This window comes from Streptomyces sp. SLBN-118 (genome assembly GCF_006715635.1).
In the GTDB taxonomy this organism is placed as follows: domain Bacteria; phylum Actinomycetota; class Actinomycetes; order Streptomycetales; family Streptomycetaceae; genus Streptomyces.
Window position 1 is genome coordinate 50,643 of sequence record NZ_VFNP01000002.1, and the last position, 25,448, is coordinate 76,090.

Sequence of the window (25,448 nt, forward strand, 5' to 3'; positions counted from 1 at the left end):
GTCTCACCGGGCAGTGCGTCGCTCGCGTACGGAGAAGTCGTCACAGCCCTGTCCACCTACCCTTTCCTCGTGCGTGGTCCCAGACGTTGCGGACCATCTGCACGACGCTAACCCCGCGTTGCATCAAGGGCATACGATGTTGCTCATGACGCAAGAAGGTGGAGAGCTGGACAGCCTCGTACGCAAACGCATCCGCGCTCTGCGGGTGGCGCAGGGCTGGTCGCTGCAGGAACTGGCCACCCGCGCCCACCTCAGCCAGTCCTCACTGAGCCGCATCGAGAACGGCCAGCGCCGCCTCGCACTGGATCAGCTGGTCACTCTCGCCCGCGCCCTGGACACCACGCTGGATCAACTCGTGGAGACCGCCACCGACGACGTCATCACCAGCCCGACGATCGACAGCACCCACGGCCAGATGCGCTGGACCGTCAAGGCCGACCCCGGGATGAGCGTGGTGCGCCAGCGCATGACCGAACCACCCCCCGAGAACCCGGCGCGCATGCGTGCCCACCCGGGGCACGAATGGCTCGTCGTCCTGTCCGGCACCGCGATCCTCATGCTCGGCCACCGCCGCTTCCGCCTCGAGACCAACCAGGCCGCCGAGTTCCCCACGATGATGCCGCACGCGATCGGCGCCGAGGGCGGGCCCTGCGAGATCCTGGGCATCTTCGACCGCGACGCCCGCCGCGGCCACCAGCGCGACGGCGACGGTGGCGACGCGGGCGCTCCCGAATGACGGCGCGGGCCGCGCGACGGCCTCCGCAGCGGTGACCTCTTGCGCGTCGGGCAGCATCCCCGACCATCGTATTGCGTAAACGGGAAGATTTCGTGCCGCAGGCGCATAACGGTCTTAGCGTAAGAGCATGAACCAAGCACACACGCACATCCCCCACCACGGCGCTTCGCACGGTCACCACCACGAGCACGGAACCGACGGCCAGGCGGAGATCCTCGACCTGGACGCCGAGGTCCTCGCCGAGCACACAGCCTCCATCACCGCATGGCTGCCACTGCATACCGGCCCACACCACATCCTGGATCTGGGCTGTGGCACGGGCGCGGGCACCTTCGCCCTCCTCGACCGCTTCCCCGACGCGCACGTCACCGCCGTCGACGCATCCGCCGAACACCTTCACCGCCTGCGCACAAAGGCGTGCGCCCGCGGCATCCAGGAGCGCGTGCGCACCGTGCAGGCCGACCTCGATGAAGCCGCCTGGCCCGACCTCGGCTCACCGGACCTGGCATGGGCGTCGGCCTCGATGCACCACATGGCCCACCCCGACCGCGCACTGCGCACCGTCCACGACGCTCTCGCGCCCGGCAGCCTGTTCGCCGTCGTCGAACTGGCCGGCCACCCCCGCTTCCTGCCCGACAACGCCCCCAAGGACCGGCCCGGCCTGGAAGAGCGCGTCCACGCCGCGGCCGACCGCCGCCAAGCCGAACACATGCCCCAGCGCGGCGCCGACTGGGGCCCGATGCTGACCGCCGCCGGATTCACAGTCGAGGACGAACGCACCATCGCCGTGAACATCGAAGACTCCCGCAGCGAAGCGATCGGCCGCTACGCCCTCAGCATCCTGCAGCGCATCCGCAGCGTCATCGCAGACAGACTCTCCCCCGAGGACCTCACCGCGCTCGACCAGCTCCTCGACACCAGCAGCCCGCACAGCATCCTGCGCCGCCGCGACCTGACGGTACGCACCGAGCGCACCGTCTGGGCCGCCCGCCGCACCTGACCCCCAACACGGGCGGTTTAAGAACGTCACCAGTCGCAAACGAGGGGGTGTCACGTCCGGCGGGGCCGCGCTCAGCAACGCGTCCGGCGACTGCGTAGACGCCGGGTCGGGCGTACCGCCCCAGAGAACAGACGGAGGCATGCCGTACCGCCGCTGTTCTGGGGGCAACCGCGCTCCAGCAGGCACAATCACCTTCGCGTGCGAGGCACTGCTTGTCCTTCGCGTTCGGCACCATGGCGCCGAACGAGGGATCAAGGACAAGGCAGTGAGGAACCAGCCCGGCACGTCCGTGTAACGCAGGGTCATTCTCACAATGACCGTTTCTGCAGGTCGCCATTCGCAGAAGTCCTCTCAGAACTCGGGTGTTCTGCGAGACACTTCTGACACACTGATCGCGTGGATCTGGCGCCCAATCAAGCCGCAGCTGCGGTAGAACGAAACGACTGCCCGAAGTGCGAGGTGCCCGGCGGAAGTCCGTGCCGCACGCGCGGCGGGAAGACCGCCTCGAAGTACCACACCCTGCGCTTCGTTCTCATTGCCGCGCTGTGCGAGCAACTCGAAGTGCCCGTGCCCGCCGACCGTGGACCCGGACGGCCGTGGAAGGAAGGACCGGCGCCCGCCGCCGTGCCCGCCCAGCGCGGCAGGGCGCACGGAGCCCCGAAGACTGGGATACTGGTGGGGTGAGTGGAGAGATGTCGCTGCACCCGAGGTGGAGCCACCTGGCGGACCGGCTGCCGCCGTCACTGGAGGATCTGCACGGCCCCGCTACGGGTGTGGTGCGGCTTCCGCAGCACCTGGCGTGGTCCGGTCTGACCGAATTCGACCTCGGCGACGAGCAGCTCGTGATCGGCCTGTACCGGATCGTGCTGAACAACGGGCAGCGCGAAGACCTCGTGACCTACCTCAACACCGGTCTGCTCCGTGACCACTGGCCACTCCTGCGCCGCGTGATCGGCAAGCCTCTGCGCAGCTGCTGGGAGCAGCACTTCCCGCAGCTGGCTCCCGCGGCCGCCGCGTGAAACTCCCCCCTCTGCACGAGCGTCTGCTCGCCGACACGCTCCAGGCCGGCGCTCCGTATGGCCTCGTGCTCGCGGGCGGCTATGCGGTGCAGGCGCATGAGCTGGTGTCGCGGCTCAGCCAAGACCTGGACTTCGCCACCACCGACCCGGCCGGCCTGGACATCATCACCGCCCACCTCGCCCAGGAGCTCACCACCCAGGGGTGGCACGTAACGGTGATCGAGGTCGCGCCCCGCATGTCCCGGATGACCGCCACCGACCCGGTGACCGGCCAGGCATGCGAACTCGACGTCCTCCTCGAGGTCTTCACCAGTCCGCCGGAACAGACCGGCATCGGGCCGGTGCTCTCCCTCGACGACACGATCGGCCTCAAGACCCGAGCGGTACACGACCGCGGCTTCCCCCGCGACCTGATCGACGTCTACAGCGCCCGCCACCTCTACAGCACCCTCCAGATGGAACTCCTCGGCGCCCAGCACGAAGACGACTTCGACCTCGAAGAACTCCACGCCCGCCTGGAGGCAGCCGAGTTCACCCACGACCGCGAATTCACCGCCTACGGCATGACTCCGGACGACGTCGCCGACCTCCGCCGCTGGGTCCAAGACTGGGCCGACAACCTCGGACTACGCCTCGCCGCCCACTACAACGAAGAGACCGAATAGCCCGTAACGGTGTCGCTGCTGCAACGGAGCAACCGCCCGGTACGCACAGGCCGGGCCTGCCGGAACCACCGCCGGCCGGCACCGAGAGGTGCTGGCCGGTATCGAGTCAAAGCCACTGCGCGCCTGGCCGGTTTCTGCAACCCCGTCGGCCGGGCTCGTGCTGGCGGCCGTCGGCCCTGCGCATTCCACAGGGTGGCTGCACGCACACTGACCACTGCCCGGCCGAGGCCCGGGCAACCCACGGCCGAGGTCCGGCGTCCTAGGGGAGCCGGACCTTGATCCTCCCTCTGGGGAAACCATGACCTCACCTACCGCTCCGCCACAGCACCCGGTCACCACCAATACCTGGCCGATCCTCCCGCTCGCGCTCGCACTGCTGGTGTTGCGCGTCTTCGGGGACCACAGCTGGGCCTACTGGGCAGCGGCCGTGGTCGGCGGCCTCGGCATGATCGGTACCGCCATCGAGATCCCCCGTGCCGTGAAGCGCCTCCTGGCCAGGCGGCGCTCACTGGCAGCGAGCTGGACGATCGTCCTGCTGACCACTGCCTGCGTGCTGCTCGTGATCAGGCTCGCCGAGAGCTGAGCCTGGCCGCGGCGGGGGCGCAGAAGCGACGTCCACGTCCGGATCGCCGGTGTCATCGCCCACTACGGGCAGCGCGGACCACCCGGTCCGTCACCTCGCCCATGCCGATCCTGACGCCATCCGGGCCGGGGCCCACATTGGCCGGCGGAACGACGATCAGGCTTCGGCAAGCATCGATCTGCGTGGACGTGCGTGTGGCTGACCTCAGCTTTGCGGCCCACCCGGCTCAGCTAGCAGGCAACGTTTGCCCTGTTGTGATGTGACGCGCCGTACCGGTGCTGTGCCGGGCGGCGCGGGACGGTCACCCTGTCGGGGTGGCAGAACGAGTACGCGTGCGTGAGATCGATGACGACGAGGGCCGGCGGCTGTTGCGGATCATCCGCAGGGGCACCGGGTCGGTGGTGACCCGGCGGCGGGCCCAGATGGTGCTGCTGTCCGCGCAGGGCATGCCGGTGGCGAAGATCGCCGAGGTGTCGCTCACCAGTGACGGGGGTTCGCGACGTGATCCACAACTTCAACACCGACGGCTTCAACTCGCTGTATCCGAAGTACAAGGGCGGCCGGCCCAAGACGTTCACACACTGACCTGGGACCAGGGTGCGGAGATGGCCCAGCACGCTCAACTCCGCGTCGATACCGGCCTGGAGATCTACTTCGCCGATCCCCACAGCCCGTGGCAGCGCGGCACCAACGAAAACACCAACGGCCTGCTCCGGCAGTACTTCCCCAAGGGCACCGACCTGGCCCGGCACACGCGCGGCGACCTCGACGCCGTCGCTTCCGCCCTCAACTCCCGCCCACGCAAGACACTCGGCTGGCGAACTCCCGCGGAAGCCCTCAACGATCACCTACTCTCGCTACAGAGCAGCGGTGTTGCAACGACCCCTTGAACCTGAGCAGTACACTTCTCGGGAACTCGGGGGAAACTCCGCTCTTTGGGTCTCAGGGCATGAGTAGGCCGCACCGGAGTCTGCTGGGACAATGTGATGGCCGAATCATTTTTCGGCGCTCTGAAGAACGAGCTCGTGCACCGAACCTCGTTCCCTACGCGTCCACATGCCCATCGTGCGATCGTCCGCTACATCGAGATGTTCTACAATCACCAACGTCTCCACTCCGGACTCGGCTACCGAACCGGGCTGTGTGACCCGGGCCCGGCCAGTCCGTCGGGCGGGAGCCGCGTGGCGTTTGTGTGCCGCATCCTCCCGCCCGGCGGTGCCTTCATCGCTCTGACGGCTCATACGGGGTGTGGGCGGGCGTAGATGAGGTGGCTGACGTCTCCTGTCGACCCGTGTGGAGCCGATGACGTGGGCGCCCCTCCCGCCCCGATCCGGCCCGATGCGGGCCTGGCCATCCAGGATCTGCCGTCCGACGCGGCGGCAGACTCCGCCCACCTGCACCAGCCGGCCCGGACGCTGCACCATGGCGAGCACCGGGCATTGGGTCTTCCCGGCCACGTGGACGTCGCCCTGGCGGAGCTCGCTGCGCTGGGGGTGTGCTGCAACAGCGCGGACGGCCCCTACTCCCCCGACACCGCCGGCATCAAGACCGGTCCGTATGAGCTGGCGGTGCTGGAGTATTTCGCCCATGTCACTGGGGCCTTGCTGTCCGATGTGGACGGGCAGGTGGCGTCTTCCTCCAGTGGGGCGCTCCTGCGCTCTCTGGCCATTGCGCGCCAGGGTGTACGCCTCCGACCAGGCCCACGACAGCGTCAGGCGGGCGTGCGACCTGCTGCGCATGGAGCTGGTGAGGGTCGCGTCGCTGCCCGAGGGGGCCATGGATGCCGAGGACTTGCGGCTGCAGGTGCTGCTTCGGCGCCGCAGGGCAGGCGGCGCGATCGTGGTGGCGACCTGCGGCACACCGATGCGCGGCGCTGTCGACGACATCGTCGCACTGCGCGCGGCCGCCGAGGCGGCCGGAACGGTGCACCTTCATGTCGATGCTGCGGGCGGCGGTCTGGTCGCCGCGCACACCAGCCCGCAGCCGAACTGGTCGTTCGCCCACGGCGCCGACTCGATGAACATCTCCGGACACCCGGTCCTGGGGCTGCCGGTTCTGTCCGGTATCTCGCTGGTGCGCCGCGAGTTGCTGCTCGAGCCGGTCCGCGGGCAGTACATCGAGTCCGCCGACCGCACCCTGCCCTGCTCGCACAGCGGGCCGGCATCGCTGCTGCTGTGGGCGCGGCTGCGGGTCCTGGGGCGCAGCGGGATGGCCGCGCTGATCGGACGGTGCCAGGAAGTCGCCGCCTATGCCGTCGGCCGGCTCGGGGAAGCGGGGGCCGACCCGGGACGAGTGCCCGGCTCCCTGACCGTCACCTTCGCCCGGCCTCCCGACCGGGTGGTGGACACGTGGCATCTGGCCTGCGCGGGGCGCTTGGCGCACCTCGTCACCGCCGGGCCTGTCACCTACGACGGTGGACGCCCTCGCCGCGGATGTGGCCGCCACACGCCTGGAGGCCGCCGCGTGATCCCCGCCGTGCCCCTGCCTCGTTCGGTGCCTCCTCTGCCTGCCCAGGTGGGTGAGTTGGTGGACCACACCCCGCAGTCCGCGTACGCGCATCTGCGGGACACCAGTGCGGACTTGTTCCTCACCCCGCCTGGGGACGGCGCGATCGGCATCAGGCGCTGGCCGGTGACCGAAGGCCAGGTCATTCACCGCGACCAGAGGTGGATGCTGCTGCAGGACCCGGTCGTCTTCCCGGACGGCCGCCATGGCCGGTACCTGCGCATGGTCTCCCCGCAGCCGCAGCCGGAAACGGGCGCGGCCGTACTGCCGCTGCTGGGTGGCAACGTGGTCCTCATCCAACACTTCCGGCACGCAACCCGGGCCTGGCGCTGGGAAATCCCCGGGGCGGCGGCACTGCCGGACAGGCCGATGTCGACAACGCGGCCAAGGAGCTGCAGAAGGAGATCGGCGCTCCGGCGAGGGAGTTCATCGGCCTCGGAACGGTGCATCCCGACACCGGAATCCTGGCGGAGACGGTCCAGCTGTATGCGGCGCGGATCGGCGCGGTGGGAGCCATCGAGCGCGGCGAGGGCATCCGGCGGGCTCGCACCTCCCCTTCGCCGAAGCGGAACAGCTGGCCGAGGACGGCCAGATCACCGACTGCATCACCATCACCGCCCTCTTCAGGGCCCGCCGGGCCCGTCTCGCCGCCTGAGTGCCCGCCCGGTCACGGCTTCCATCGACAGCGTTGGAGGGCCGGTGAAGGCTGATGCGGCTGAGCCGGGCTGAGCCGGCAAGCCTGAGCCGCAAGTCAGATGCCATGGCGCGGTCTCCTCTGGCAGGATCTCCCCATGGCGTTCTACAGAAAGGCCCATGTCGCGTAAGCGGCCAGGGCAAGTCCGGGCGGGGCAGCACCTGCGGGACCATCTCACCTACCGGCCACGCATCCGTGGCCTGTCCTCGGCTGCTCATGCCGAAGTCGCCAGGGTCGAGACAAGCCGGAACCACCTGTACGTCGGATACACGGCCGACGCCGTCAGGATGTGGCGCAATCTCGTACACAATCCGTACCGCAGGCTCTGGGTCGAGTACGAGCACGACGGCTGCGGAGTGTGGCAATGCTGCGGCAGCCCCTTCGAGGCACGGACGTTGCTAGAAGCTGTGATAGTCGGCATGTCCCGACGCCGAGCTCGCGAGCTGCGGTCCCTCGTCGATCAACTCGACGACTTGTACTGAGCGTTCGGGCCAGACGTCAAAAGAGAACCTAAGCGGTGGACTGTCTCCGTTTGGCGGGTGGGCAAGTCTTGTCCCGTGCTCCCTGGTTGGGCTCGTCATGATGCAGTCGCAGCAGTACGGGATTCTCGTAGACGGCGGCGATGCCCTGGCCTCCAGTTCTCTCAAGGAGTCCGTGTCTCGGCGCGAACGGCTGCCGTTCGAGACGTACCTTCCGCCGGAAAGGCAGTGGGAGTTCACGGCGCGCTGTGTGATGCTCGGCATCCCAGGCTCCGGTTTGCTGCCGCCTGGGCCTTCGTCGTGCTTCCTGCTGGTGGGCGCGGACGGTTTCGAACCGCCAGCATCTGCTTTGTAAGTTCGAACCAAGCTCACAACGGTCTGCCGGAACCAGTCCCGCGCCTGACGGCAGGTATACCGGGGACCATCATGATCTGTAGCCGTCCGGCAGTGTTGATGTCACTTGGTGGTCTCAGCTTCCGACCGCTGCTTCTGGATAAAGCGAACCGTGTGCTCAGCAGCGGCGGCGATTGCAAGTGCCAGCAAGGCAGCAAAGAGCACTCGTCGCCAGACAGTTGTGTCCCAGATGACGTGCCCGCCAGACCACACAGTGGCGAACAACCACCACACGGGCCGCCAGTCGCGTCGACGTTTGTCGGCCGCCGTCATGCTGTTCTCCACTTGGCTATCGGGGGGCGGTGAGGATATCGCACGCGCAGGTGCGGATTTAGCGCGAGCTCCAGTTTGGAAGATCGCGTGACCGGGTCTGGCCTGACCTGGCGAGACGGTGACCTGCGCGTTCCCGGCGCTTCCGCCGACAATCCCCGTTGTTCCCCGCTGGTTACCTTCTGATCGGGCGCGGAAGGGGCACATGTGTCCTTCTGGGTGCTGCTCGGGCGGTCGGCGGCATTGGGAGCCGACGAGTCTCGACGGCTCCCTGTGCCGCCCCTAGCGCTCGTCGGGCTCGCGTGCCCAGTCGTAGGGCATCGGTTCAGTGTTGTCTATTACCCACGGGTGGGGGTATCTGGCGTGACATCCGGCGCACCGCGCGACGAATGTCCCGATCTCAGGGTTCGTCATGATGCTGTAGTGCGAGGACGGCACCGCACGGATCATGTAGCCATTGGCCGTGGTTTCGAGCGCTGGCCAGCTGGGCGAGCACTCACAAGACACGTTCGCTGCAAACGTCTCATCGTCGGGTGCGTGGTGGGTGCTCTTGAGTGTTTTGAAGAGCTCTTTCAGTGCCTGCACGGTGCTCTCGCATTCTGTGATCGTCTGACGTGCCGATCACGTAGCTCCCCCTGGAGCGGACACGGTATCGCGCGGTCGGTGTAGCGGCTTTGGGCTGGTCGGAGTCAAGCCGCTTGCGCGACCGGTGGGGCTGGGGTGAGCACCCGCCCGTCGCGCAGGAGCGCCCACAACACACCCGCCCGTCGGCGGGCAAGGGCGATGACGGCCTGGACGTGCTTGAGGCCTTCGCGGCGCTTCTTGAGGTAGAAGTCCCGGTTGGGGCCGTCGCGGATGATGCTGGTCTGCGCGGACATGTAGAGCACCCTGCGCAGGCGGCGGCTGTATCGCTTCGGACGATGAAGGTTGCCGGTCCGGCGGCCCGAGTCCCGGGGGACGGGAACTCGTCACCTGTTGGGTCTGCTGGGGGCAACAGCACTTCGCTCGCGCAGCTCACCGGACGGGCTCCAGGGCCCGGCGCGAGGCGGCCGCGACGACAGCGGCGAGGAGGACAGGGAGCGCCAAGGCGACCGGGAGACTGCTGAGCGAGGCCAGGGCGCCGATGACGACGGGTCCGCAGAGCATGCCGAGGTTGCCGGTGGACGCGACGGCGGCCACCGTGCGAGGCCCGCCTCGGCCTGCCGCGGTGTAGAGCGCCGGGATCACGGTGGACAGGCCCAGCCCGAGGGCGGCCCAGCCCGCCCGGGCGGCGGGTACGGTGCCGACGGCCAGCCCCGCGCCAAGGCCTGTGGCAGCCAGCGCGGCTCCGGCGCGGACCAGCGCGGCAGAGCCGTACCGGGCGGTGAGGCGGTCCCCGGCCAGGCGACCGGCGGTCATGGCAGCGCTGTACACGGCGTAGGCGAGGGCCGCGACCCAGGCGGAGCCGCCGACGGTGTGGACATGGACAGCCGACCAATCCACTGCCGCCCCCTCACCCACCAGGCACGCGGCGGACAGTGCGGCCAGCAGCCAGACCCGGGGCCGAGATATGCGCGCTGGACGTGCGGCGGCTGGGACTTGGCTGCCGATGGCAGCCTCGTTGAGGCCGGACAGGGAACGGGTCGCCCGAAGCGGTAGCCGCTGCTGCGGTCACGACGACGACCAGTTCGGCGCGGGGCCGGTAGGGCTGTTCCATCCGGTCGAGCAGGTCGGCCAGCTTCAGGCCGCTGCTGGTGACGAGTTCCCTGGTGGCCTGGTCGAGTTCACCGGCGGCGGCCATGGCCGGGGAGAGTACCGAGGGCGGCGGATGGCTTGCGAGGGCGCGCATGTGGCAGGACCAGGCGGCTGCTGCGGCGATCCATCCGAGCTCCAGTCCCTGGGGTGCTTCAGCGTAGCGTCGGTATGTCCAGCTGCCGAGCCAGGCGGTGAGCTGTGCTTCGTCGCTTGCAGGATCGCGCAGCAGGTCGGCGGCCAGGTCGCCGGGCGTGAGCTCACGCAGCGCTCCCAGGTCGGCGGCGCTGATGGCCAGTTGCCGCTGTCCGTCGTCGAGTTGCAGCCACCGGCGAAGGGTCTCCTGCTGCCCCCGGCAGACCTCCTGCAGGCTGAGGCGGGCGATCCCGTCCGCGCTGCGTACGGCGCCCGTCTCCCCCACGGCCGGTGCCTGCGCGCTCCCACAGGGGACCGGGTCAGTGTCGGTGTCGCCGTACGCCAGGGCGTAGGCGTCCGGTCCCGCCTCGGTCAGGAAACTGCGCAAGTCGTCGGGAAGGGAGGTGGTCTGCTCGCTCATCGCGGGACTCTCTGCTCGGCGGTGGCACGTGCGGCCGTGGACGGCGGCTGGCCGCAGCTTGCCCACGATCACGCCGGTCCGGCGGCGGAGCTCAGAAGCACTCCCGCGTGGCGGAGCGACCATCGGCAGTGACGTCCCGCAGGGCGGGAGGATGCGTGCGCGTCGGCCTGCCTCTGAGCCGGGCCTGGGATGCGCCTGCAGCGCCACAGCCGGGGCTGTCAGGCGTCGTCGCTGCGGTCATCCGCCGTGCCGGGCTGCTGCTGCGACCCGCCGTGTGCGATCCTTCTTGGGCCCGGCGGTGCGCCCATCATTGAAGCCGATGCCGGCCGGAGGCCGGAGGGGCGCGAAGACCGTACCGGACCGGGACGTTGCGAATCGGTCCGACAGGGGCCGACACGAAAGCAGCAGCCGCACGGGGCGGTGCCTGTGCCGCTTCTTGCTGTTATCAAGAATCCTGCCCAAGGCGCTGCGGGCGGGTCGGGGGCAGCTCTAGGGTGCGGGACGCGGCATCGCTGCTGCCGCGGATGAGGGGGAAGAAATGAGCGCGCCGCTCGCAGGAACCCCGCCGGACCCACCCAGCCCGCCAACCTCCGACCCGGACCCGCCCAGCCCGCCAACCTCCGACCCGGACCCGGACGTCCGACGAGAACGGGATGCTGCGCGCCCAATGGGGCCTGGCCGCAGCAACCGGCCTACCCGGACTCGCCGGCATCGCCTATGTGACTCAACGGCTTCCGCAGCCAGGAGCCTCGCATCACTCACCGCGAGATCATCCCGGACGCGATCCACCGCCCCTGAAAGCTCACTCAGCGTCATGGAACTGCCGACGCCAGCTACGAATACGCGACGCCTCAACATGCGGAGCTGGCCTGTGCGGCTCTCAGGGCATGATCCGCACGGCTGCGCCCGCAAGAGAGTTCGGCGCTCCTGGGCCTGCGCGTCGACCGGGTTCAGGATCCGAGACGCTGACCGAGATCATTCTCGCGAACAGCACTGTGGCCTTGGGGGTTGGCATCGATCCTGTCCGGTGGGCTACGTTGTGCGGCGATGACTACCGGGACGGCATTGCGCCACACACGGATTGGTGACCCGGCGCTCCTCTGAGCGCCGTACGGGCCGGTGCTGGCCCGCTGTTGGATCGAGGATCTGGCGCTGCTGCGCGGGCTCCGCCTCCTGTCGTGTTGATCACAGCTCGACACGTCAACCACGACAGGAGAACTCATGCCCACCAAGATGCTGCACATTCCCACCGCGGACGGCCAGGCCGACGCTTTTGCCGCCTTCCCCGACGGTGGTGAGCGGCACCCAGGGGTGCTGATGTACGCGGACGGCTTCGGCATCCGGCCCGTGCTGCGGGAGCTGGCCCGCGAACTGGCCGGGCACGGGTATTACGTGCTCGTCCCCAACCTCTTCTACCGGCACGGGCCCGCACCGGTCATCGAACTTCCCGAGCACATCGGAGAAGAAGTCCGGCCCGCGGTCTTCGCCCAGCTGATGCCCTTGATCGAGGCACACACTGCCGAACGTGTCCTGAGCGACGCCGACGCCTACATCAGGTTCCTCACGACCCAGCCCGAGGTCGGCGCCGGACCGGTCGCCGTGACCGGCTACTGCATAGGCGGCCTCCTGGCGATGCGCACCGCCGCGGCCCACCCCGGCCAGGTGGCCGCTGTCGCCGGATTCCACGGTCCCGTGGGCGCCGACGGGCCAGACAGCCTCTCCAAGCTCACGGCCCAGGTCCACCTCGGCCACGCCGAAGGCGACATGACGCCCGAGGCCCTCGGCGAGCTCAACCAGGCCCTGGACGCCGCGGGGGTCGGCTACACCTCCGAGATCTATCCCGGCACCATCCACGGCTTCACCATGTCCGACACCGACGCCTTCAACCCCGCCGCGCTGCAGCGCCATTGGGACCGCCTGCTGCTCCTCCTCGACCGCACCCTGGCCAACAGCTGAGGCTCCAGCTCGGAAACCAAACCGGCAGTACATGGCTCCGGAGTCCTAGCGATGTTTTGAAGCCGGTGTGAGGGCGGGCGCAGCCTTCCCTTACCGATTGGGACGCTACGCTACCGCGACCTACTTTGGGGTGGTGTCTGAGCTAGGACTCCCGGGCCGTACAGGGGTTCTCGGTGAACCCGTCGTCGGCCTCGCGGTAGCCGCGCGCATCAACGTGGAGCCCTCGGCCAAGCCGCCTCGTCAGCCACTGCGGGCTGCTCGGCGTGCCCGGGCGTACTGCTAAAGCCATAGGGCGGCCCACTGCCAGTTGCCGGACGAGCTGCATGAGATGGCCCTCTACTATCGGGCCAAAGCCCACCGTGATCTTGGCCGCTCCGAAGACTCGCGGCACGGAATGCAGTACGTCGCCGACCGTGGTGGCCGCCTCGCGCCCGCCGCCCCCCGGCGGGGCCTGGCACACCTGGCCCGCCTCGCAGGCGACTTCCCCGCCGCCCTCGCCACCGCCGACACGCTCGGCTGGGACGGCCGCCAACCTCGCGTCCGCGGACACATCTGGTGGCCGCACGGTGACATGCATCAAGCAGCCGCTGCGTATGAAACCGCTCGCACCGAAGCCGAGGAGCACGGCATCGCCGGCGAACGCGCCACCAGCCAGGCCCAACGCGCCTTCGCCCTCGCCTTCATGAGCCCCGACCAAGCCGCCGACGAAATCGAGCTGGCCGAACAACTCCTGACCGGGCTCGTCCTGCGCGTGACCAGCGCGACCGTCCGCATCGCCGCGCTCATCCGCGACGCCGGCACCACCCAGGACACCGAAAACCGCGCCGAGCTGCTGCGCACCGAGATCGGCCTCGCCGGCGTCACAATCGCCGAGCCCATCCTCGAACTCGCCCTGTGCTTCCACCACGCCGTCGTCGGCGCCGACGATGATGTGACCGCCGCGATCTCCCGGCTGCGCGACCTCACCCGCAGCGGCGACTACGCCGACATCGCCCACTTCATGGCCGACCTTCCTCACGACAGCCCCTCACCAGCACAGTGGCTCAACGGAGAACAGGCCACCCGCCAGCGGTGGCGGGACCTGGTCGCCGCCCGGCGCGATCACCTGCGCACCGCGGAGTGACGCACTGCGGCCCCTCCTGATCCGGCGGGGCCGCAGTCGTCTGCTGCTGTGATCAGGGGGTGAGGTCCAGTACGCGGACCGGCTCCCCTGCCCACCGGTGCGGGGCGGTGGTGGCGATGATCGCTCCGTCGGGACGGTCCGGGGTGGGCTGCGCCGCATACTGGCTGTGCGCCGCGGCCCAGGTCTCCTGCCTCGCGACGGCCAGGGCGGCAGCCAGGTCCAGATCGAGGACGGTGATGCCGGGCAGGGAGGCCAGATGCTCGGCCGTGCCGGGCCGGGCGCGATCGGCTTCGACTAACGCACACGCCGGGGCGTACAGGAACCAGTCCGCTTCGGCGTGGGCGCGGTGGATCAAGCGGGAGGCGAGGACGTTGCCCTGGCCGGCCGCGGCCATCGCGGTGTCGTCCAGGACGATGTGCACGGCGTCGCTCACCGGCCGGTCACCTGAGCCAGGCGCCGGTCCAGCTCGCTGTCCAGGTCCCGCTCCTCGGCGGCGGTCGGCGCGTAGCCGTTCCACTCCTTCAACGCGGCCAGGGCCTTCTCGGCCCGCTCGGCACGCTCCTCCGGCGTCAGAAGCGTCTCGGCGAGACGGGCGAGATACGCGCGCAGCGACAGACCCTCAGCGGCCGCGATCGCGGCCAGCCGGTCCTTGGCTTCCTCGGGGATACGGACGTTGGCATCGGACATCGTCGTGCTCCTTTCCATCCCGCCAGGGTACGGGTACGTACCCGTACCCGTCACGTGCAATCCATTTTCAGTCACGACCCTGCTGCGGCCGAATCCGGTGCAATGCTGTGCCGACGGTGATCCTCTAGCCCCCGGCGGAGCCCCCACCTGGACGCGCCGTCCATCCCGGCCTCCCCACGGGAGGGCCGACGTCTGCCCGCATTACACGCTCCGGCCGTTCCTCGAGCGCGGCGCCATCGGGGCTTGTTGAACTCGACGTCAACGTTGATCCGTCCGGCGACGGAGGCGCCAGTGAGCCGAACGTGTCCGTGTGCGCGCATCTCTGGCGCCCACAAGCCGGCCCCGTTCGCGCCTGGTTGAGCTGCAGCACCGACTCGGTCGTGCGGCGCCGTGAACTCCGCCGGCTTCCTGAAAGCGCCCCAGAGATCTGCCCCCGCCGAGCCGCACACCGACCCGCATACGGCAGTCCGTCATTCGCAGCACCCCGCGACCCTGTTGGTCGTGGCAGCCGGTGCATCCAGCGAGGCGTGCACGGTCTGGTCGTCCATCACGATCGCGGACGGATCCTCGTGCCGCTCCCGCGACTCTCGCGCGACCCGGGCCTGGTACAGGATCGCGTTGACGATCTCCCGCAGCTCGTACCGGCCCTGATGCCCGCTGACCGACGGATGCAAGCCCTCAATCCGGACAACGGCACCCACCACTCCCAGAGCACTCTCCGACATCGGCCTAGTCAGCCAAGGCATCCACGTTCTGTCCCAGCTCCTCGGGGGCGTGAGCGTGCCGCGTGCACGCATCCTCCGGCGTAAGGCAGCCGCACGGTCCGCCGCCGCGCCCAGGGCATGACGCACTCGGACGTCGCGGCCATGAGCCCTTCTTGCCGAGGCGTCAGCGACCGGCGTCGGAGACGAAAGGCGGCTCCGTTGCGTCCGCGTCCCTGGAGGGGGGAGCGTCCTGGACCTCCCGGTGCTCTTCGGCCACGTCCCCGGTGTCGGGGAAGAAACGCAATTCCTCGACGCGACCCAGCTGGACGAGGAGGTGGGCCAGCCGGAAGTCCCCGTGCAGGTCGTTCTTCAGTGCCGCGCGCAGCTCATCGAAATGGCCCAGTTCCGCCAGTACGCGAGCCATCTGCTGGTCGCTTGATTCCCGGGCGCCGGGAACTCGGGCGGCAGCCCGTCGGACGGCGACGGCATCGTCGATGCGGTCCTCATCGAGGAGCAGCTTGACGAGTCTGTCGGGGCTGTGGGGGTGGGCCTGGAGGAGGGTGATGGCCTCGTCCACCTGTCGCTGCTCGGCCAGGAGATCGACCAGCCGGAAAACGGCGTAGACGTCGTCGGCGTCGGCGCGCGCCCGCAGCTGGTCGATCCGGCCATGCTCGGCAAGCATCTCGGCCAGCCGGTAGGCAGGCGCGTGGTCGTCGGGCCGCGCCTCGGTGCGGGCGACCCATACGGCGATGGCGTCGTCGATACGGCCCTGGTCGGTGAACAAACGGGTCAGTCTGTAAGCAGCGAGATCGGATTCGCCGACGAGAGCGCGCAATTGGTCGATACTGCCACGCTCGGCGAGCAGATCGATGAACGCGGACACCTCGCGGTCACTGCGCGGATTCTCCAGCTGACGGGCGAGTGCGACGGCGGCGTACGTGTCACCGTTGTCGACAAGGACCCGCAAGTCTCCCGTACTGCGCTCCTGGAGCAGAAAGATCAGGCAGTCGCGGGCGTAACTGTCCCCGGCGTCGGCCCGGGCCCGCAACTCCTCCACACAGTCCTGCTCCGCCAGCATGCGGGCCAGGGCATCACAGGCCGCTTCCCGGGCGTCGTCACTGTCGCCGGCGTCGGCACGCCTCCGCAGCTCGTCGAGACGGCCGTGTTCCAGCAGCAGGAAAGCCAGTCGATCGGCGGCGTCGCTGTCGCCGGCGTCGGCACGGGCCCGTTGGATGTCGAGAGCCTCCTCCACCCGGCCGCGGTCGATCAGCAGGCCGACGAGAAGGCCGAGAAGAAAACCTGCGTCGGGAGATGTGTGGACCGCATCGAAACGTGCCTCTACCGCGACGGCATCGTCGAAGCGTCCAGCGTCGACCAGCGCGCTCACCAACTTCCCGGCGGCGTAATAGTTTCCGGCCTCGGCGCGGGCCTCTAGTACGTCGAGGCGGCCCTGCGCCGCCAGCGTGCTGTGCAGCAACTGGGAGACGATGTGTGAGTCGCTGGTGTCAGCAAGATCGCGCAGTTCATCGATCCGACCCTGCGCTGCCAGCAGACGCGCCAGATGCTCGGCCGCACAACTGTCGCCCGCGTCGGCCGGGCCCGCAACTCATCACTGCGGCCCAGCTTTGCCAGCAATTCACCCAGCCTGTACGCCACGCGTCTGTCGCCCGCGTCGAAGCGCGCCCGTAGTGCCCTGATCTCACGCTTGACGGAACGGCGCTCGCTGAAACGGCCATAGTTCACCATTGACACTATGACGTCACCTACCCCCGGCCACAAGGGCGACAATGTAGGCCGCTGTTGGGCCGCCTCTCACGCTCCGCGTTGCCGGCGAGGGGCACGGCGGTCACGACGCCGTGGGTCCCCGTTCGGATGTCAGTAGCGCTCGACCGTAGTTGCCCCGTTGTCTGCGGAATCGGGGTAGAGGGTGTGCTTCAGATCTCGCCGGACCTCAGGCGCTTGAGAGGGCGAGGGAGGTAAGGAAAGGTGGCGGGTTTCGCGTCGGCCGAGGCCGTGGATGGCGACGAGCGCGACGACGAACCTCGCCATCGCGGCGTCGGACCGGTCGAGCAGACGCGGAGCCGGTCGGTAGGGATGTGGACAGGCAGGCGCTCGACGGTCGGCAGTGAGAGTTTGCGGGTGGGGTCGCGGAAAAAGCTCACAGAACGACCTCTGAGCGTACTTCCGACGGTCGGCGCCCATCGGCCGCCCAGCCATCGCCCGAAACCAGGCTCCCCGATGCTGCACACGATGTCCGTGGCACCGTGACGTTGCCGCCATCCGGCCGCCCCGTCCACCGAAGTTGCCCATTACGTCTGTCTCCGGGCGAGCCGCCGACCGACGGCACGGGGCCGCTGCAAGCCCACGCCGTAGGCTTGCCGGGGAAGCAGCTACGCTCCTGATAGCGCACCTCCACGCCACATCAGAGGCTCCGGCCGGACAGGGGCTTGGTCGCGGGCGTAAAGGTAGGTGAGGTGGGGCAGGGCGTAGAGAGCGGCGTGTGCGGACGCCTCGCCAGCCGGTGAGACAACCGCGCCAGTGAGACAACCGCGCCCGCGTCGATGAGCAGCTCCAGTTCCCGCAGCGCCCGGTCCCGACCGTAGCCCGAAACTGTCGCGGCTTCCTCCAGGGTGAATCCCGTACCGGGGCAGCATCGTCAACCGGAGCAGCGCGGCACGCTGCGGCTGGGCCAGTTGCCCCGGTCACCAGAAGAGAGCCCAGGATGATGGCATGGTGCATTCTCAGCCCGACACCGACGGCGTAATACCCCAGCATGACCAGCGCGAACGAAGCCGCAGTGCCGCTGACCGGCAGATCGACCTGCGCGCCCGCGTTGCGTCAACCGGTTTGCGCGGCAAACTTCATGCAGGAGAACTGAGCTTCCACGCGTCGTCCCGCGTGGCGCGCCGGTGCGGGATGCTCGCTTCCCGGGATCAGCATGGTCACGCCACCCCTCGACGGCCCTGAGCCGACCGCCCGTCCTCTGCTGTCCATCCCTGATCTTCGCAGGGAATCCCGGCCTTCAGGCCGGGAGGGAATGCGATCCCTGGCCCGGAGGCGCGAAGGGCCGGAGTTCCCTCCGGCTCCGTGGTGACGGTCAGGCGGGCCGCTTCTGGTTCTCGATGTAGTCCTTCACCACCTGGAGTGGTGCGCCGCCGCATGATCCGGCGAAGTAGGACGGTGCCCAGAGGTGGCCGTGCATGATTGCCCGGTTCATCGTGCCGGTGTATTCCTGTCGCAGGTACCGGGAAGAGACGCCCTTGAGGCTGTTGACCAGCTTCGACAGGGCGACCTTGGGCGGGTAGTGCACCAAGAGGTGGACGTGATCGCCCTCGCCATTGAACTCACGTAGGTCGGCTTCGAAGCCTGTGCACACGTCGCGCATGATCTCCTCGCAACGGGTCAGCATCTCGTCGGTGAAGACGCCGTGCCGGTATTTGGTGACGAAGACCAGATGGGCATGCAGGTGGTAGATGACGTGACGTCCTCGGCGAAGATCGGGGTTTGGTTCCCAGCGTGGTGACATAGACCAAGCGTAGTATGATCAAGTGGACTCGACCGAAGGGGGTGGGCTGGATGATCCGCGCGTACAAGTTCCTCCTGCGGCCCACCGTCCGCCAGGACCAGGCTCTTCGCGAGATGCTGCGCGATCACTGCTCGCTCTATAACGGCGCCTTGCAGGAACGCCGCAACGCCTACCGACACGCCTCGAAGACCACGGTCCGATACGGGCAGCAGTCCGCGCAGCTCAAGGAGATCCGGGCATGCGATCCGGAATGTCAGGGCCGCTGGTCGTTCTCTTCCCAGCAGGCGACCCTGCGCCGGTTGGACAAGGCATTCGCCGCGTTCTTCCGCCGCATCAAGGCCGCAGACAAGCCCGGATACCCGCGCTTTCGTGGAGCGGCCCGCTTCGACACCGTGGACTTCCCCAAGGACGGCGACGGCTGCCGCTGGGACTCCACTGCGCACGACCCCGTTACCCGCGTACGCCTCCAAGGTGTTGGGCACGTCAAGGTGCACCAGCACCGGCCCGTGGTCGGCACAGTCAAAACGATCAGCGTCAAGCGCGAAGGACGCCGCTGGTATGTGATCCTGACCGCCGAGCAGACCGTCCCCGAGCCGCTGCCGCGGACCGGCAGCGTGGTCGGCATCGACATGGGCCTAGCCAACTTCCTCGCCGACTCAGGCGGCGGATTCGTGCCCAACCCGCGTCACGGGCAGAAGGCCGCCGCGAAACTCGGAGCAGCTCAACAGGCGCTCAGCCGGTGCAAGCGCGGCTCCAAACGTCGCGGCAAGGTCGTTGAGGAGGTTGCCCGGCTGCACCGCAAAGTGCGCCGTCAGCGGCTCGACCACGCACACAAGACCGCGCTTGACCTCGTGCGCGAACACGACTTCATCGCGCACGAAGACCTCAAGATCCGCAACATGAGCAAGGCCCCCGAGCCGCGTCCGAACGAGGACGGCACCTACGCCCCGAACGGAGCTGCGGCAAAGGCCGGGCTGAACCGCTCGATCGCCGATGCCGGATGGGGGGTGTTCCTCGCGGTCCTGAACGCCAAGGCAGAGTGCGCCGGACGGGAAGTGATGGCGGTGGACTCCCGCAACACCTCCCGGCGGTGCCCCGCATGCGGGCACACCGTCAAGGAGAACCGGCCCACCCAGGAGAAGTTCCACTGCGTCTCATGCGGCCACAGCGCGCACGCGGACACAGTGGGAGCCACCAACGTTCTACGGGCCGGGCTGGCCCGACGCGACGCCAACCCGGCATAGCGAGAAGCCCCCCGTTTAGAGGGGGAGGAGTCACGACCAACGATGCCGCTCAGTCCCCGTATCCGCGTGGGGTGTGGTCGGCAGGAGTCCCCCATCGTATGGCGACAGCTGCCAGCATGGTGGTGCCCGCCAGGACACCCCACAGCAGTCCCGGACCGACCTCGAGCAGCCCAGTGAGCGCCGCGGGTGCCATGGACCGGGCGATGCCGGTGGACAGCTGCCAGCGGGCGAGTGCCCGTCCCAACAGGTGCGGTGAGGCCGTGGCGATCACCAGAGCGGTGCCACTGCCCGTGTAGAGGATCTCTCCAGCTGTGTAGAGCACCGCCACTGCGGCCAATGCCGCTGTGCCCGCATGCCCGCCGAGCGAGCCCGCAGCCCAGAATCCGAGGTAGGACACGGCGAGCACTACCCCGGAGCCGGCCAGCACCATTCGCCTCGATCGTCGCGCGAGCCACAGCACCACCGTCACCTGGGTAACCACAACCATGAGGGTATTGCCCACGAAGATGCCTGCTGACCAGGACGGGGAGGCATGCAGGTGAGTCAACAGCAGTGCGGGCAACGCCACTTCGAGTACGTCGTAGCAGAATGCGTATGCCAGATTCGCGATCCCAAGGACGGCGACATGGCCCAGACCGCTGCCGCCATCACCGTCGGAGATGTCCTGGCGCTCGTTCCCCACGGACCCAACGGGCACTCGCATGGACCACACCAGGGCCGCCGCCACGAGGTAGCCCAGTGCCGTTACTACCGCCGCGCCCCGCAGTGCGCCGGTGCCGGCGGTCACCGCCACGGTGGCAATCAGCGCGCCCACCCCCAGACCAGCGTTGCGGAGCGACCTGCCGGCCGCCAGAGCCGCGTCCCGATGCCGGTCGTCCGCCAGGGCGGCGACCATCGCCGCGTGGGCGGTTGGCCAGCATTGGTTGCCGATGCCCAGTAGCACCGCCGCCGCGGTGAACCCGAGCGGCCCTGTGGCCGCCAGCAGCACGGCCGTACCCGCGACCCGGACCAGTAGCGTTGCGGCCACCGGGGCAGTGCGGGCGCCGTGGTCGATCCACCGGCCGGTCAGCGGGACCGCCCCCAGACCCGCAAACATCCCGATGGACAGCGCAAGCCCGGCGGTTCCCGGATCCAGGCGCATCACGCTGATCCCGTACAGCAGCAGGAAGGGCCTCAGCAATCCCGCAGCGAGAGCGTCTACCGCCAGAGCCGAGGTGTACCGGCCACCACCGGAGGCCCGGAGTAGTGCGGCCAGCGTGGGGCGCGTTGGGGGTTGCTCGGTGGGTCCCCGTGTCCGCAACCGGATGTCTGCCACTGGCTACCACCCGCAATTCTCATCGGTTTTGTGCCGTTCAGCGCTCATGGCCGCCACGATGCGCGCCCGCCAGCCGTCGGGCCTGACGATTGACCGTCAGCGATAATCCGCCGGACCCCGCCCGGCAAGGCTGCAACGATGGCGTGATGAGCGTGACCATTGACATCGCGGGTCTGCCGCCCGAACGCATCCGCTTCGCGCCCTCACCGCTGGGTGAACTGACCGCGATGCTGCACGTTCTGTCCGAGCCCGGTCACCACCCGGCGCTGAGCGGCTGGGCCGTCGCCACGGCGGCCCTGCTCGAGTCCGAGCTCGCCGACCGGCTGCTGGAAGCGGAAACCCTCTGGCGCTCCGCACGCGCCGACTTCCTCATCCCCGGCCGCCCCGGCCTGACGCTGGCCGACGAACTGGACGCCATCGACCGGATCGAAGACGAGGCGTACGTTGCCGCCGCGCTCACCTCTCAGCGAGCCTCGGCCCCCATCCACCCGATGCCCTCCCCCCTCACGGACCCGGCGGCCAGGCACCTCGCTCTGGACATCGCCCGTGCTCGCGGGCCACAGCAGGCGGCCTTCGCAGAGCTCCTTCTCGCGGATCCCCCCGCCGTGCGTGCTTGGGTGCGGCGGCTGTTGCACGACTGCGAGGAGGCCTTCTTCGCCGACACCTGGCAGCGCATCCGTAACTTCCTCACCGCCGACGCCCGGCAGAAAACCGACCTGTTGATTCGGCAGGGCCCGGCAAAGGCAATGGCCGCTGTGTCGAGCGCCGTCACCCTCGACGAGACACGGCATCGCATCGTCATTGACAAGCTCCAGGACGTGAGCACCAGCGCTGACGGGGACGGTGTCACCTTCATCCCGAGCATCCACGGCCGGCCCCACCTGACCATCGTCTTCTCACCAGGCTGGCGACCCGTGGTGCAATACCCCGCCACCGAAACGGGCCTGCCGCATCCGGTCCCGCCAGAGGTGGTGCAGCGGCGCCTCGAGGCACTCGCACACCCGGTGCGGATCCGCCTGTGCCGCACCCTGTCTCGCGGCGGGCACACAACGGGCGAACTGGCGGCATTCTGGCAACTCAGCGCACCGGCGGTATCCCGGCATCTGGCAGTGCTGAAGAAAGCCGGACTGCTGACCACGCGCCGCCGCGGCCGCTACGTACTGTACGAACTCGACCTCGACACCAGCGCCCGCCTCGGGATCGACCTGCTCGAAGCCGTGCTGCGGTAACGGCCGACTGCAGCAGCGCGCCGACGGCGATACCGTCGGCGACGCATCCATGCTGCCGGGCTGCTTCGCGGTCAGACAGCCCCCATCGGGATACACCCATCCGCAAGATCACCACCCGAACCGAAAACCTCAGTAGTTGGTCTCAGCCCGTCCCTCAGCCTCGGACCGGACCCGCTCGGGCAGCTCATGGGGAGGGACCCCGGGCCCCTTGTGCCGGCCCCAGCGGAGTGTGCCAGTTCCGGGGACCGAGCGAGTCGACTATTCGTTCATCGACCTCCGCCGCACCTTCCGGTGATCGTCTCCGGCCGGGTCACGACCCACCACCGGGACCGAGTCCGTCCAGTCGCGCAGGCCCAGTTGCGCCGTGTCTGCGCCCTGCTGAGACGGCGGCAAGAAGGTGCCGGGCCGCAAACGGCAGGTGATCACAACTGAGCGGTTTTCGTCGATCGTGTCCCCCTGCCGTGATGGAGGGGATCAGCCCTCGGTAGTGCCGGGGAGGGCCTGGGTGCCGGCGGTGGCAGAGACGGTGGCCATGCTCTCTTCGGAGAGGCAGCGGCGGGGGAAGCTGCCCTGGTCCCCTAGGGCGCCGCCAACGGGGCCGCGGATGCCGTTGGCGGCGGGGTTCGGTCAGCCGCTTCCCGGTAGTTCATGAACCAATGGGTGTCGAAATAGCGGGCCATCGTGAACGGGTGGTGCGGGTCGATGAGGATGCGGCAGACGAACTCCGCGGCCTGGCAGCCGAAGGGGACGTCCTCGCCGTCGAAGGACCGGACCACGACGGGCCAACGGTCGGGGTCGTCGGCGTCGACCCTCCAGCAGTACAGATCCTCGTGCTCCGTGCCCGCCCAGATGACCAGGCCGTCCTCCCTGAGGTCCGTCCACGGCTCCTGGTTCAGGGTCAGCCATCCGTCGAAGGCGCCCTCGCCGAACGTCTCGACCATGCGCTTGTAGTCGCTCGGCAGCGCGGTGCCCAGGCGCGACTCCACCTCCGCCCAGTCCACGTCCGGCCGCTGGGCGGGCTGCGTCCAGCCGGTGATCCGTATGAGCCGCTCCACCCAGTCGACGTCCTCGTCCTCGTCGGAAGCGACCTCCAAGGGTTCGGGCACCTCCCTGTGAACGACCACCAGCACCGGCCGCTCGGTCCCCTCGGCGTCCCGAGCCGTACCCGTGCCGACCCACTGATCCCCGTACGCCCACACCCGTATCGTCACGGCCCGGTCCTCGAAGGGAACGAGGAGAGCCGCGCCCCTGGACTCGTCGACCGTCGGATCGGTGAAGCCGTCGAGAACGAGGGTCCGCGGGGCACCGTACCTACTGCCGAGCAAGTCGGTCAGGTCCTGCGGGTCCAGGTCGCTGTGCAGGTACATGTAGCCGTCCCCCGGATCGAGTTGGGCCAGCAGTTCGTCGACGGTCGCTTGCGTGAGCTCCATGGCGACAGTGAAGCGCACCGCACTGACAATGGACGCGCTCACAGAGGTACCGGCGCCCTGCCCCCGCCGACCGCATGCGGGCCCGTTGGGCGACCGGCTACGCATCGTCCATCGCGGCTGCGCAATGCACAATCGGGCTGCGCGTCCTCTGCGCAATTCCTCTCGTCGGCGTGTGCGCGAGCCCAAGGAGTTCTGCGTGGTGTTCCGACTCCTTGGCATCGGCCACTGACCTCGCGCACGAACCCGTTTGGCGGACCACCGCGACCGCTGTTACGTTTCCGGAAGCCGTGCGAGAGATTGAGGAGGTGGTACCCGTGAACGCAATATCGACATGGGTGCTCCCCTCCGGGGTCACGGTCGGGCGGTAGGTCGTCCGGGAGCGCCGTTCAGTGCACTCCCGAAAGGCACGACCATGCATTTCACTTCTGAGCAGCGTCTCGACGACGGTGTCCTCGAGCGCGAATTCACCCTCGGTGAGATCCCCGGCATCCTGTGGACGCCTACATCCGCGTCCGCACCGGTGCCGCTGATCCTGCTCGGCCACCCCCCGCTCGGACTGCGCAAGATGTACCCCCGGCTGGCGGGGCGGGCCCGGCACGCCGCGGCGGACGGCTTCGCCGCGGCCACCATCGAGCTCCCCGGGAGCGGTGAACGGCCCCGTTGGCCCGCCGCCGAGCAGGCCCGCGCCGCCCTGCGCGGGGCCATGGAGGCCGGCGAGCCGGTCGGCGACGAGATCATCGACGCCCTCATCCTCCCGCTCGTCGAAAAGTCGGTCCCGGAATGGAGGGCCGCCTTGGACGCCCTCCTGTCGCTCCCCGAGATCGGCGGCCCTGTCGGGTACTCGGGGGGAGTGATCTCCATCGGCGTTCGCCTTGCGGTGGTCGAGCCGCGCATCGCGGCCGCCGGTCTCTTCGCCGGGAGTCTCGTGCCTCGCGCCATGTTCGAGGAGGCCCGCCAGGTCACCATTCCGCTGCATGTCCTGCTGCAGTGGGACGATGAAGGGAACGACCGGCAAGCGGCCTTGGACCTGTTCGACGCCTTCGGTTCCAAGGAGAAGACCCTGCACGCCAATATGGGCGGGCACACCGGCGTCCCGCAGTTCGCGGGGAACGCCGCGGCCCAGTTCTTCACCCGGCACCTGAAGTGAAGCCGGGCCGTCAGGCCGCCAGCAGACAGTAAGCCGCGCTGACCAGGATGCTGCTCGCCGGGGGAAGGTCCCGGCGCTCCTCTGCTGCTTGTGCGTGGCCCCTGCCAACTCGGCAGGGGCCCACGCTGCCCGAAGCCATGACCAGTTCGATTTCTGCAGTGCTTCAAGTGGGCGCAACAGGCGGTTGCGTTTTCCTTTCACGGCCCGGGGGCGGGGCCCTGCGCCACCCCCGGGGCCGCAGGCCTGGCTACTTGGCCAGTTGAGCCATACGGGCATCAGCAGATACCAGTAGCCCTCACCGGGCTGGACATCTCCGGCCCGTAGACGACGTTCCACGGGCCTGCCGTCGGCTTCGCTCGGGGCTCCAGCACCATCACGACCGGTTCCTGCCATCCGAACGGGATCACCGTGTGACGGGCCGACTCGGTCCTCTCGCCGAGCAGCCACCTGGTGACA

The 25,448-nt window shown here is 68.9% G+C and carries 22 protein-coding genes and 4 pseudogenes; 15 read left to right on the forward strand and 11 right to left on the reverse strand.

Going from position 1 to position 25,448, the window contains the following annotated elements; translation table 11 throughout:
• Positions 1-145: 145 nt before the first annotated feature.
• From FBY35_RS18560 to FBY35_RS37240, 10 genes and pseudogenes are all read left to right on the forward strand, one after another.
• Entirely contained in the window at positions 146-736 is a 591-nt protein-coding gene (locus tag FBY35_RS18560; protein ID WP_222123146.1) for a helix-turn-helix domain-containing protein, read from the forward strand.
• Between the two features lie 127 nt (positions 737-863).
• Positions 864-1,736 carry a trans-aconitate 2-methyltransferase gene (locus FBY35_RS18565; protein ID WP_142215163.1) on the forward strand — a complete coding sequence of 291 codons (873 nt, stop codon included), beginning with the start codon at positions 864-866 and terminating at the stop codon, positions 1,734-1,736.
• A gap of 680 nt (positions 1,737-2,416) precedes the next feature.
• Positions 2,417-2,755: a hypothetical protein gene (locus FBY35_RS18580; protein ID WP_260848716.1), complete on the forward strand. Its 339-nt coding sequence runs from the start codon at positions 2,417-2,419 to the stop codon at positions 2,753-2,755.
• Entirely contained in the window at positions 2,752-3,420 is a 669-nt protein-coding gene (locus FBY35_RS18585; RefSeq protein WP_142215165.1) for a nucleotidyl transferase AbiEii/AbiGii toxin family protein, read from the forward strand. The genes FBY35_RS18580 and FBY35_RS18585 overlap by 4 nt, the downstream gene beginning before the upstream one ends.
• Positions 3,421-3,718: 298 nt before the next feature.
• Entirely contained in the window at positions 3,719-4,003 is a 285-nt protein-coding gene (locus FBY35_RS18590; RefSeq protein ID WP_142215166.1) for a hypothetical protein, read from the forward strand.
• Between the two features lie 314 nt (positions 4,004-4,317).
• Positions 4,318-4,582: pseudogene (locus tag FBY35_RS37755) on the forward strand (transposase); the annotation flags it as partial.
• Positions 4,564-4,893 (forward strand): annotated as a pseudogene (locus tag FBY35_RS18600) (IS30 family transposase); the annotation flags it as partial. The pseudogenes FBY35_RS37755 and FBY35_RS18600, both read left to right, overlap by 19 nt.
• A 63-nt stretch (positions 4,894-4,956) precedes the next feature.
• A pseudogene (locus FBY35_RS37230) lies at positions 4,957-5,139 on the forward strand (integrase core domain-containing protein); the annotation flags it as partial.
• A gap of 532 nt (positions 5,140-5,671) precedes the next feature.
• The gene (locus FBY35_RS37235) at positions 5,672-7,237 is read left to right on the forward strand and encodes a pyridoxal-dependent decarboxylase (RefSeq protein WP_260848717.1); all 1,566 of its coding nucleotides are present in this window, start codon (positions 5,672-5,674) and stop codon (positions 7,235-7,237) included.
• 84 nt (positions 7,238-7,321) lie between these two features.
• Positions 7,322-7,684: a hypothetical protein gene (locus FBY35_RS37240; RefSeq protein WP_260848718.1), complete on the forward strand. Its 363-nt coding sequence runs from the start codon at positions 7,322-7,324 to the stop codon at positions 7,682-7,684.
• Between the two features lie 453 nt (positions 7,685-8,137).
• Here the strand turns inward: FBY35_RS37240 and FBY35_RS18625 are convergent, their stop codons facing one another.
• From FBY35_RS18625 to FBY35_RS18640, 4 genes and pseudogenes are all read right to left on the reverse strand, one after another.
• Positions 8,138-8,347, reverse strand: a complete 210-nt coding sequence (locus tag FBY35_RS18625) for a hypothetical protein (RefSeq protein ID WP_142215169.1) — start codon at positions 8,345-8,347, stop codon at positions 8,138-8,140.
• 686 nt (positions 8,348-9,033) lie between these two features.
• Positions 9,034-9,309, reverse strand: a pseudogene (locus tag FBY35_RS18630) (transposase); the annotation flags it as partial.
• A 49-nt stretch (positions 9,310-9,358) separates the two neighbouring features.
• Positions 9,359-9,826 carry a hypothetical protein gene (locus FBY35_RS18635; RefSeq protein WP_186357012.1) on the reverse strand — a complete coding sequence of 156 codons (468 nt, stop codon included), beginning with the start codon at positions 9,824-9,826 and terminating at the stop codon, positions 9,359-9,361.
• Positions 9,827-9,836: 10 nt separating this feature from the next.
• Positions 9,837-10,631, reverse strand: a complete 795-nt coding sequence (locus tag FBY35_RS18640) for a hypothetical protein (RefSeq protein WP_142215170.1) — start codon at positions 10,629-10,631, stop codon at positions 9,837-9,839.
• Positions 10,632-11,852: 1,221 nt separating this feature from the next.
• Here FBY35_RS18640 and FBY35_RS18645 point away from each other — a divergent pair.
• Together FBY35_RS18645 and FBY35_RS18650 are read left to right on the forward strand one after the other, a co-directional pair.
• Complete coding sequence (locus tag FBY35_RS18645) at positions 11,853-12,587, forward strand: dienelactone hydrolase family protein (RefSeq protein WP_142215171.1); 735 nt, start codon at positions 11,853-11,855, stop codon at positions 12,585-12,587.
• A 328-nt stretch (positions 12,588-12,915) separates the two neighbouring features.
• Positions 12,916-13,710 (forward strand): hypothetical protein, encoded by a 795-nt coding sequence (locus FBY35_RS18650; RefSeq protein ID WP_142215173.1) that lies wholly within the window; start codon positions 12,916-12,918, stop codon positions 13,708-13,710.
• 52 nt (positions 13,711-13,762) lie between these two features.
• Here the strand turns inward: FBY35_RS18650 and FBY35_RS18655 are convergent, their stop codons facing one another.
• From FBY35_RS18655 to tnpA, 5 genes are all read right to left on the reverse strand, one after another.
• Positions 13,763-14,143, reverse strand: a complete 381-nt coding sequence (locus FBY35_RS18655) for a hypothetical protein (protein WP_186357013.1) — start codon at positions 14,141-14,143, stop codon at positions 13,763-13,765.
• Positions 14,140-14,397, reverse strand: a complete 258-nt coding sequence (locus FBY35_RS18660) for a hypothetical protein (protein ID WP_142215174.1) — start codon at positions 14,395-14,397, stop codon at positions 14,140-14,142. The genes FBY35_RS18655 and FBY35_RS18660 overlap by 4 nt, the downstream gene beginning before the upstream one ends.
• Positions 14,398-14,867: 470 nt before the next feature.
• The gene (locus FBY35_RS18665; RefSeq protein WP_142215175.1) at positions 14,868-15,122 is read right to left on the reverse strand and encodes a transposase; all 255 of its coding nucleotides are present in this window, start codon (positions 15,120-15,122) and stop codon (positions 14,868-14,870) included.
• 163 nt (positions 15,123-15,285) lie between these two features.
• Positions 15,286-16,578 (reverse strand): hypothetical protein, encoded by a 1,293-nt coding sequence (locus FBY35_RS18670; RefSeq protein ID WP_142215176.1) that lies wholly within the window; start codon positions 16,576-16,578, stop codon positions 15,286-15,288.
• A gap of 1,620 nt (positions 16,579-18,198) precedes the next feature.
• On the reverse strand, positions 18,199-18,627 hold the full coding sequence (tnpA, locus tag FBY35_RS18675; RefSeq protein ID WP_142215177.1) for an IS200/IS605 family transposase: 429 nt from the start codon (positions 18,625-18,627) through the stop codon (positions 18,199-18,201).
• Positions 18,628-18,677: 50 nt separating this feature from the next.
• Between tnpA and FBY35_RS18680 the strand changes: the two genes are divergently transcribed.
• Positions 18,678-19,871: an RNA-guided endonuclease TnpB family protein gene (locus FBY35_RS18680; protein WP_142215178.1), complete on the forward strand. Its 1,194-nt coding sequence runs from the start codon at positions 18,678-18,680 to the stop codon at positions 19,869-19,871.
• A 49-nt stretch (positions 19,872-19,920) separates the two neighbouring features.
• Here the strand turns inward: FBY35_RS18680 and FBY35_RS18685 are convergent, their stop codons facing one another.
• Positions 19,921-21,186, reverse strand: a complete 1,266-nt coding sequence (locus FBY35_RS18685) for an MFS transporter (protein WP_260848719.1) — start codon at positions 21,184-21,186, stop codon at positions 19,921-19,923.
• A 146-nt stretch (positions 21,187-21,332) separates the two neighbouring features.
• Here FBY35_RS18685 and FBY35_RS18690 point away from each other — a divergent pair, with 146 nt between their 5' ends.
• The gene (locus FBY35_RS18690) at positions 21,333-22,415 is read left to right on the forward strand and encodes a DUF5937 family protein (protein WP_142215180.1); all 1,083 of its coding nucleotides are present in this window, start codon (positions 21,333-21,335) and stop codon (positions 22,413-22,415) included.
• Between the two features lie 578 nt (positions 22,416-22,993).
• On the opposite strand, the gene FBY35_RS18695 is transcribed toward FBY35_RS18690, so the two are convergent.
• Positions 22,994-23,845 carry a hypothetical protein gene (locus FBY35_RS18695; protein ID WP_142215182.1) on the reverse strand — a complete coding sequence of 284 codons (852 nt, stop codon included), beginning with the start codon at positions 23,843-23,845 and terminating at the stop codon, positions 22,994-22,996.
• Between the two features lie 412 nt (positions 23,846-24,257).
• Here FBY35_RS18695 and FBY35_RS18700 point away from each other — a divergent pair, with 412 nt between their 5' ends.
• The gene (locus tag FBY35_RS18700) at positions 24,258-24,992 is read left to right on the forward strand and encodes an alpha/beta hydrolase (protein ID WP_142215183.1); all 735 of its coding nucleotides are present in this window, start codon (positions 24,258-24,260) and stop codon (positions 24,990-24,992) included.
• The last annotated feature ends 456 nt before the right edge of the window (positions 24,993-25,448 follow it).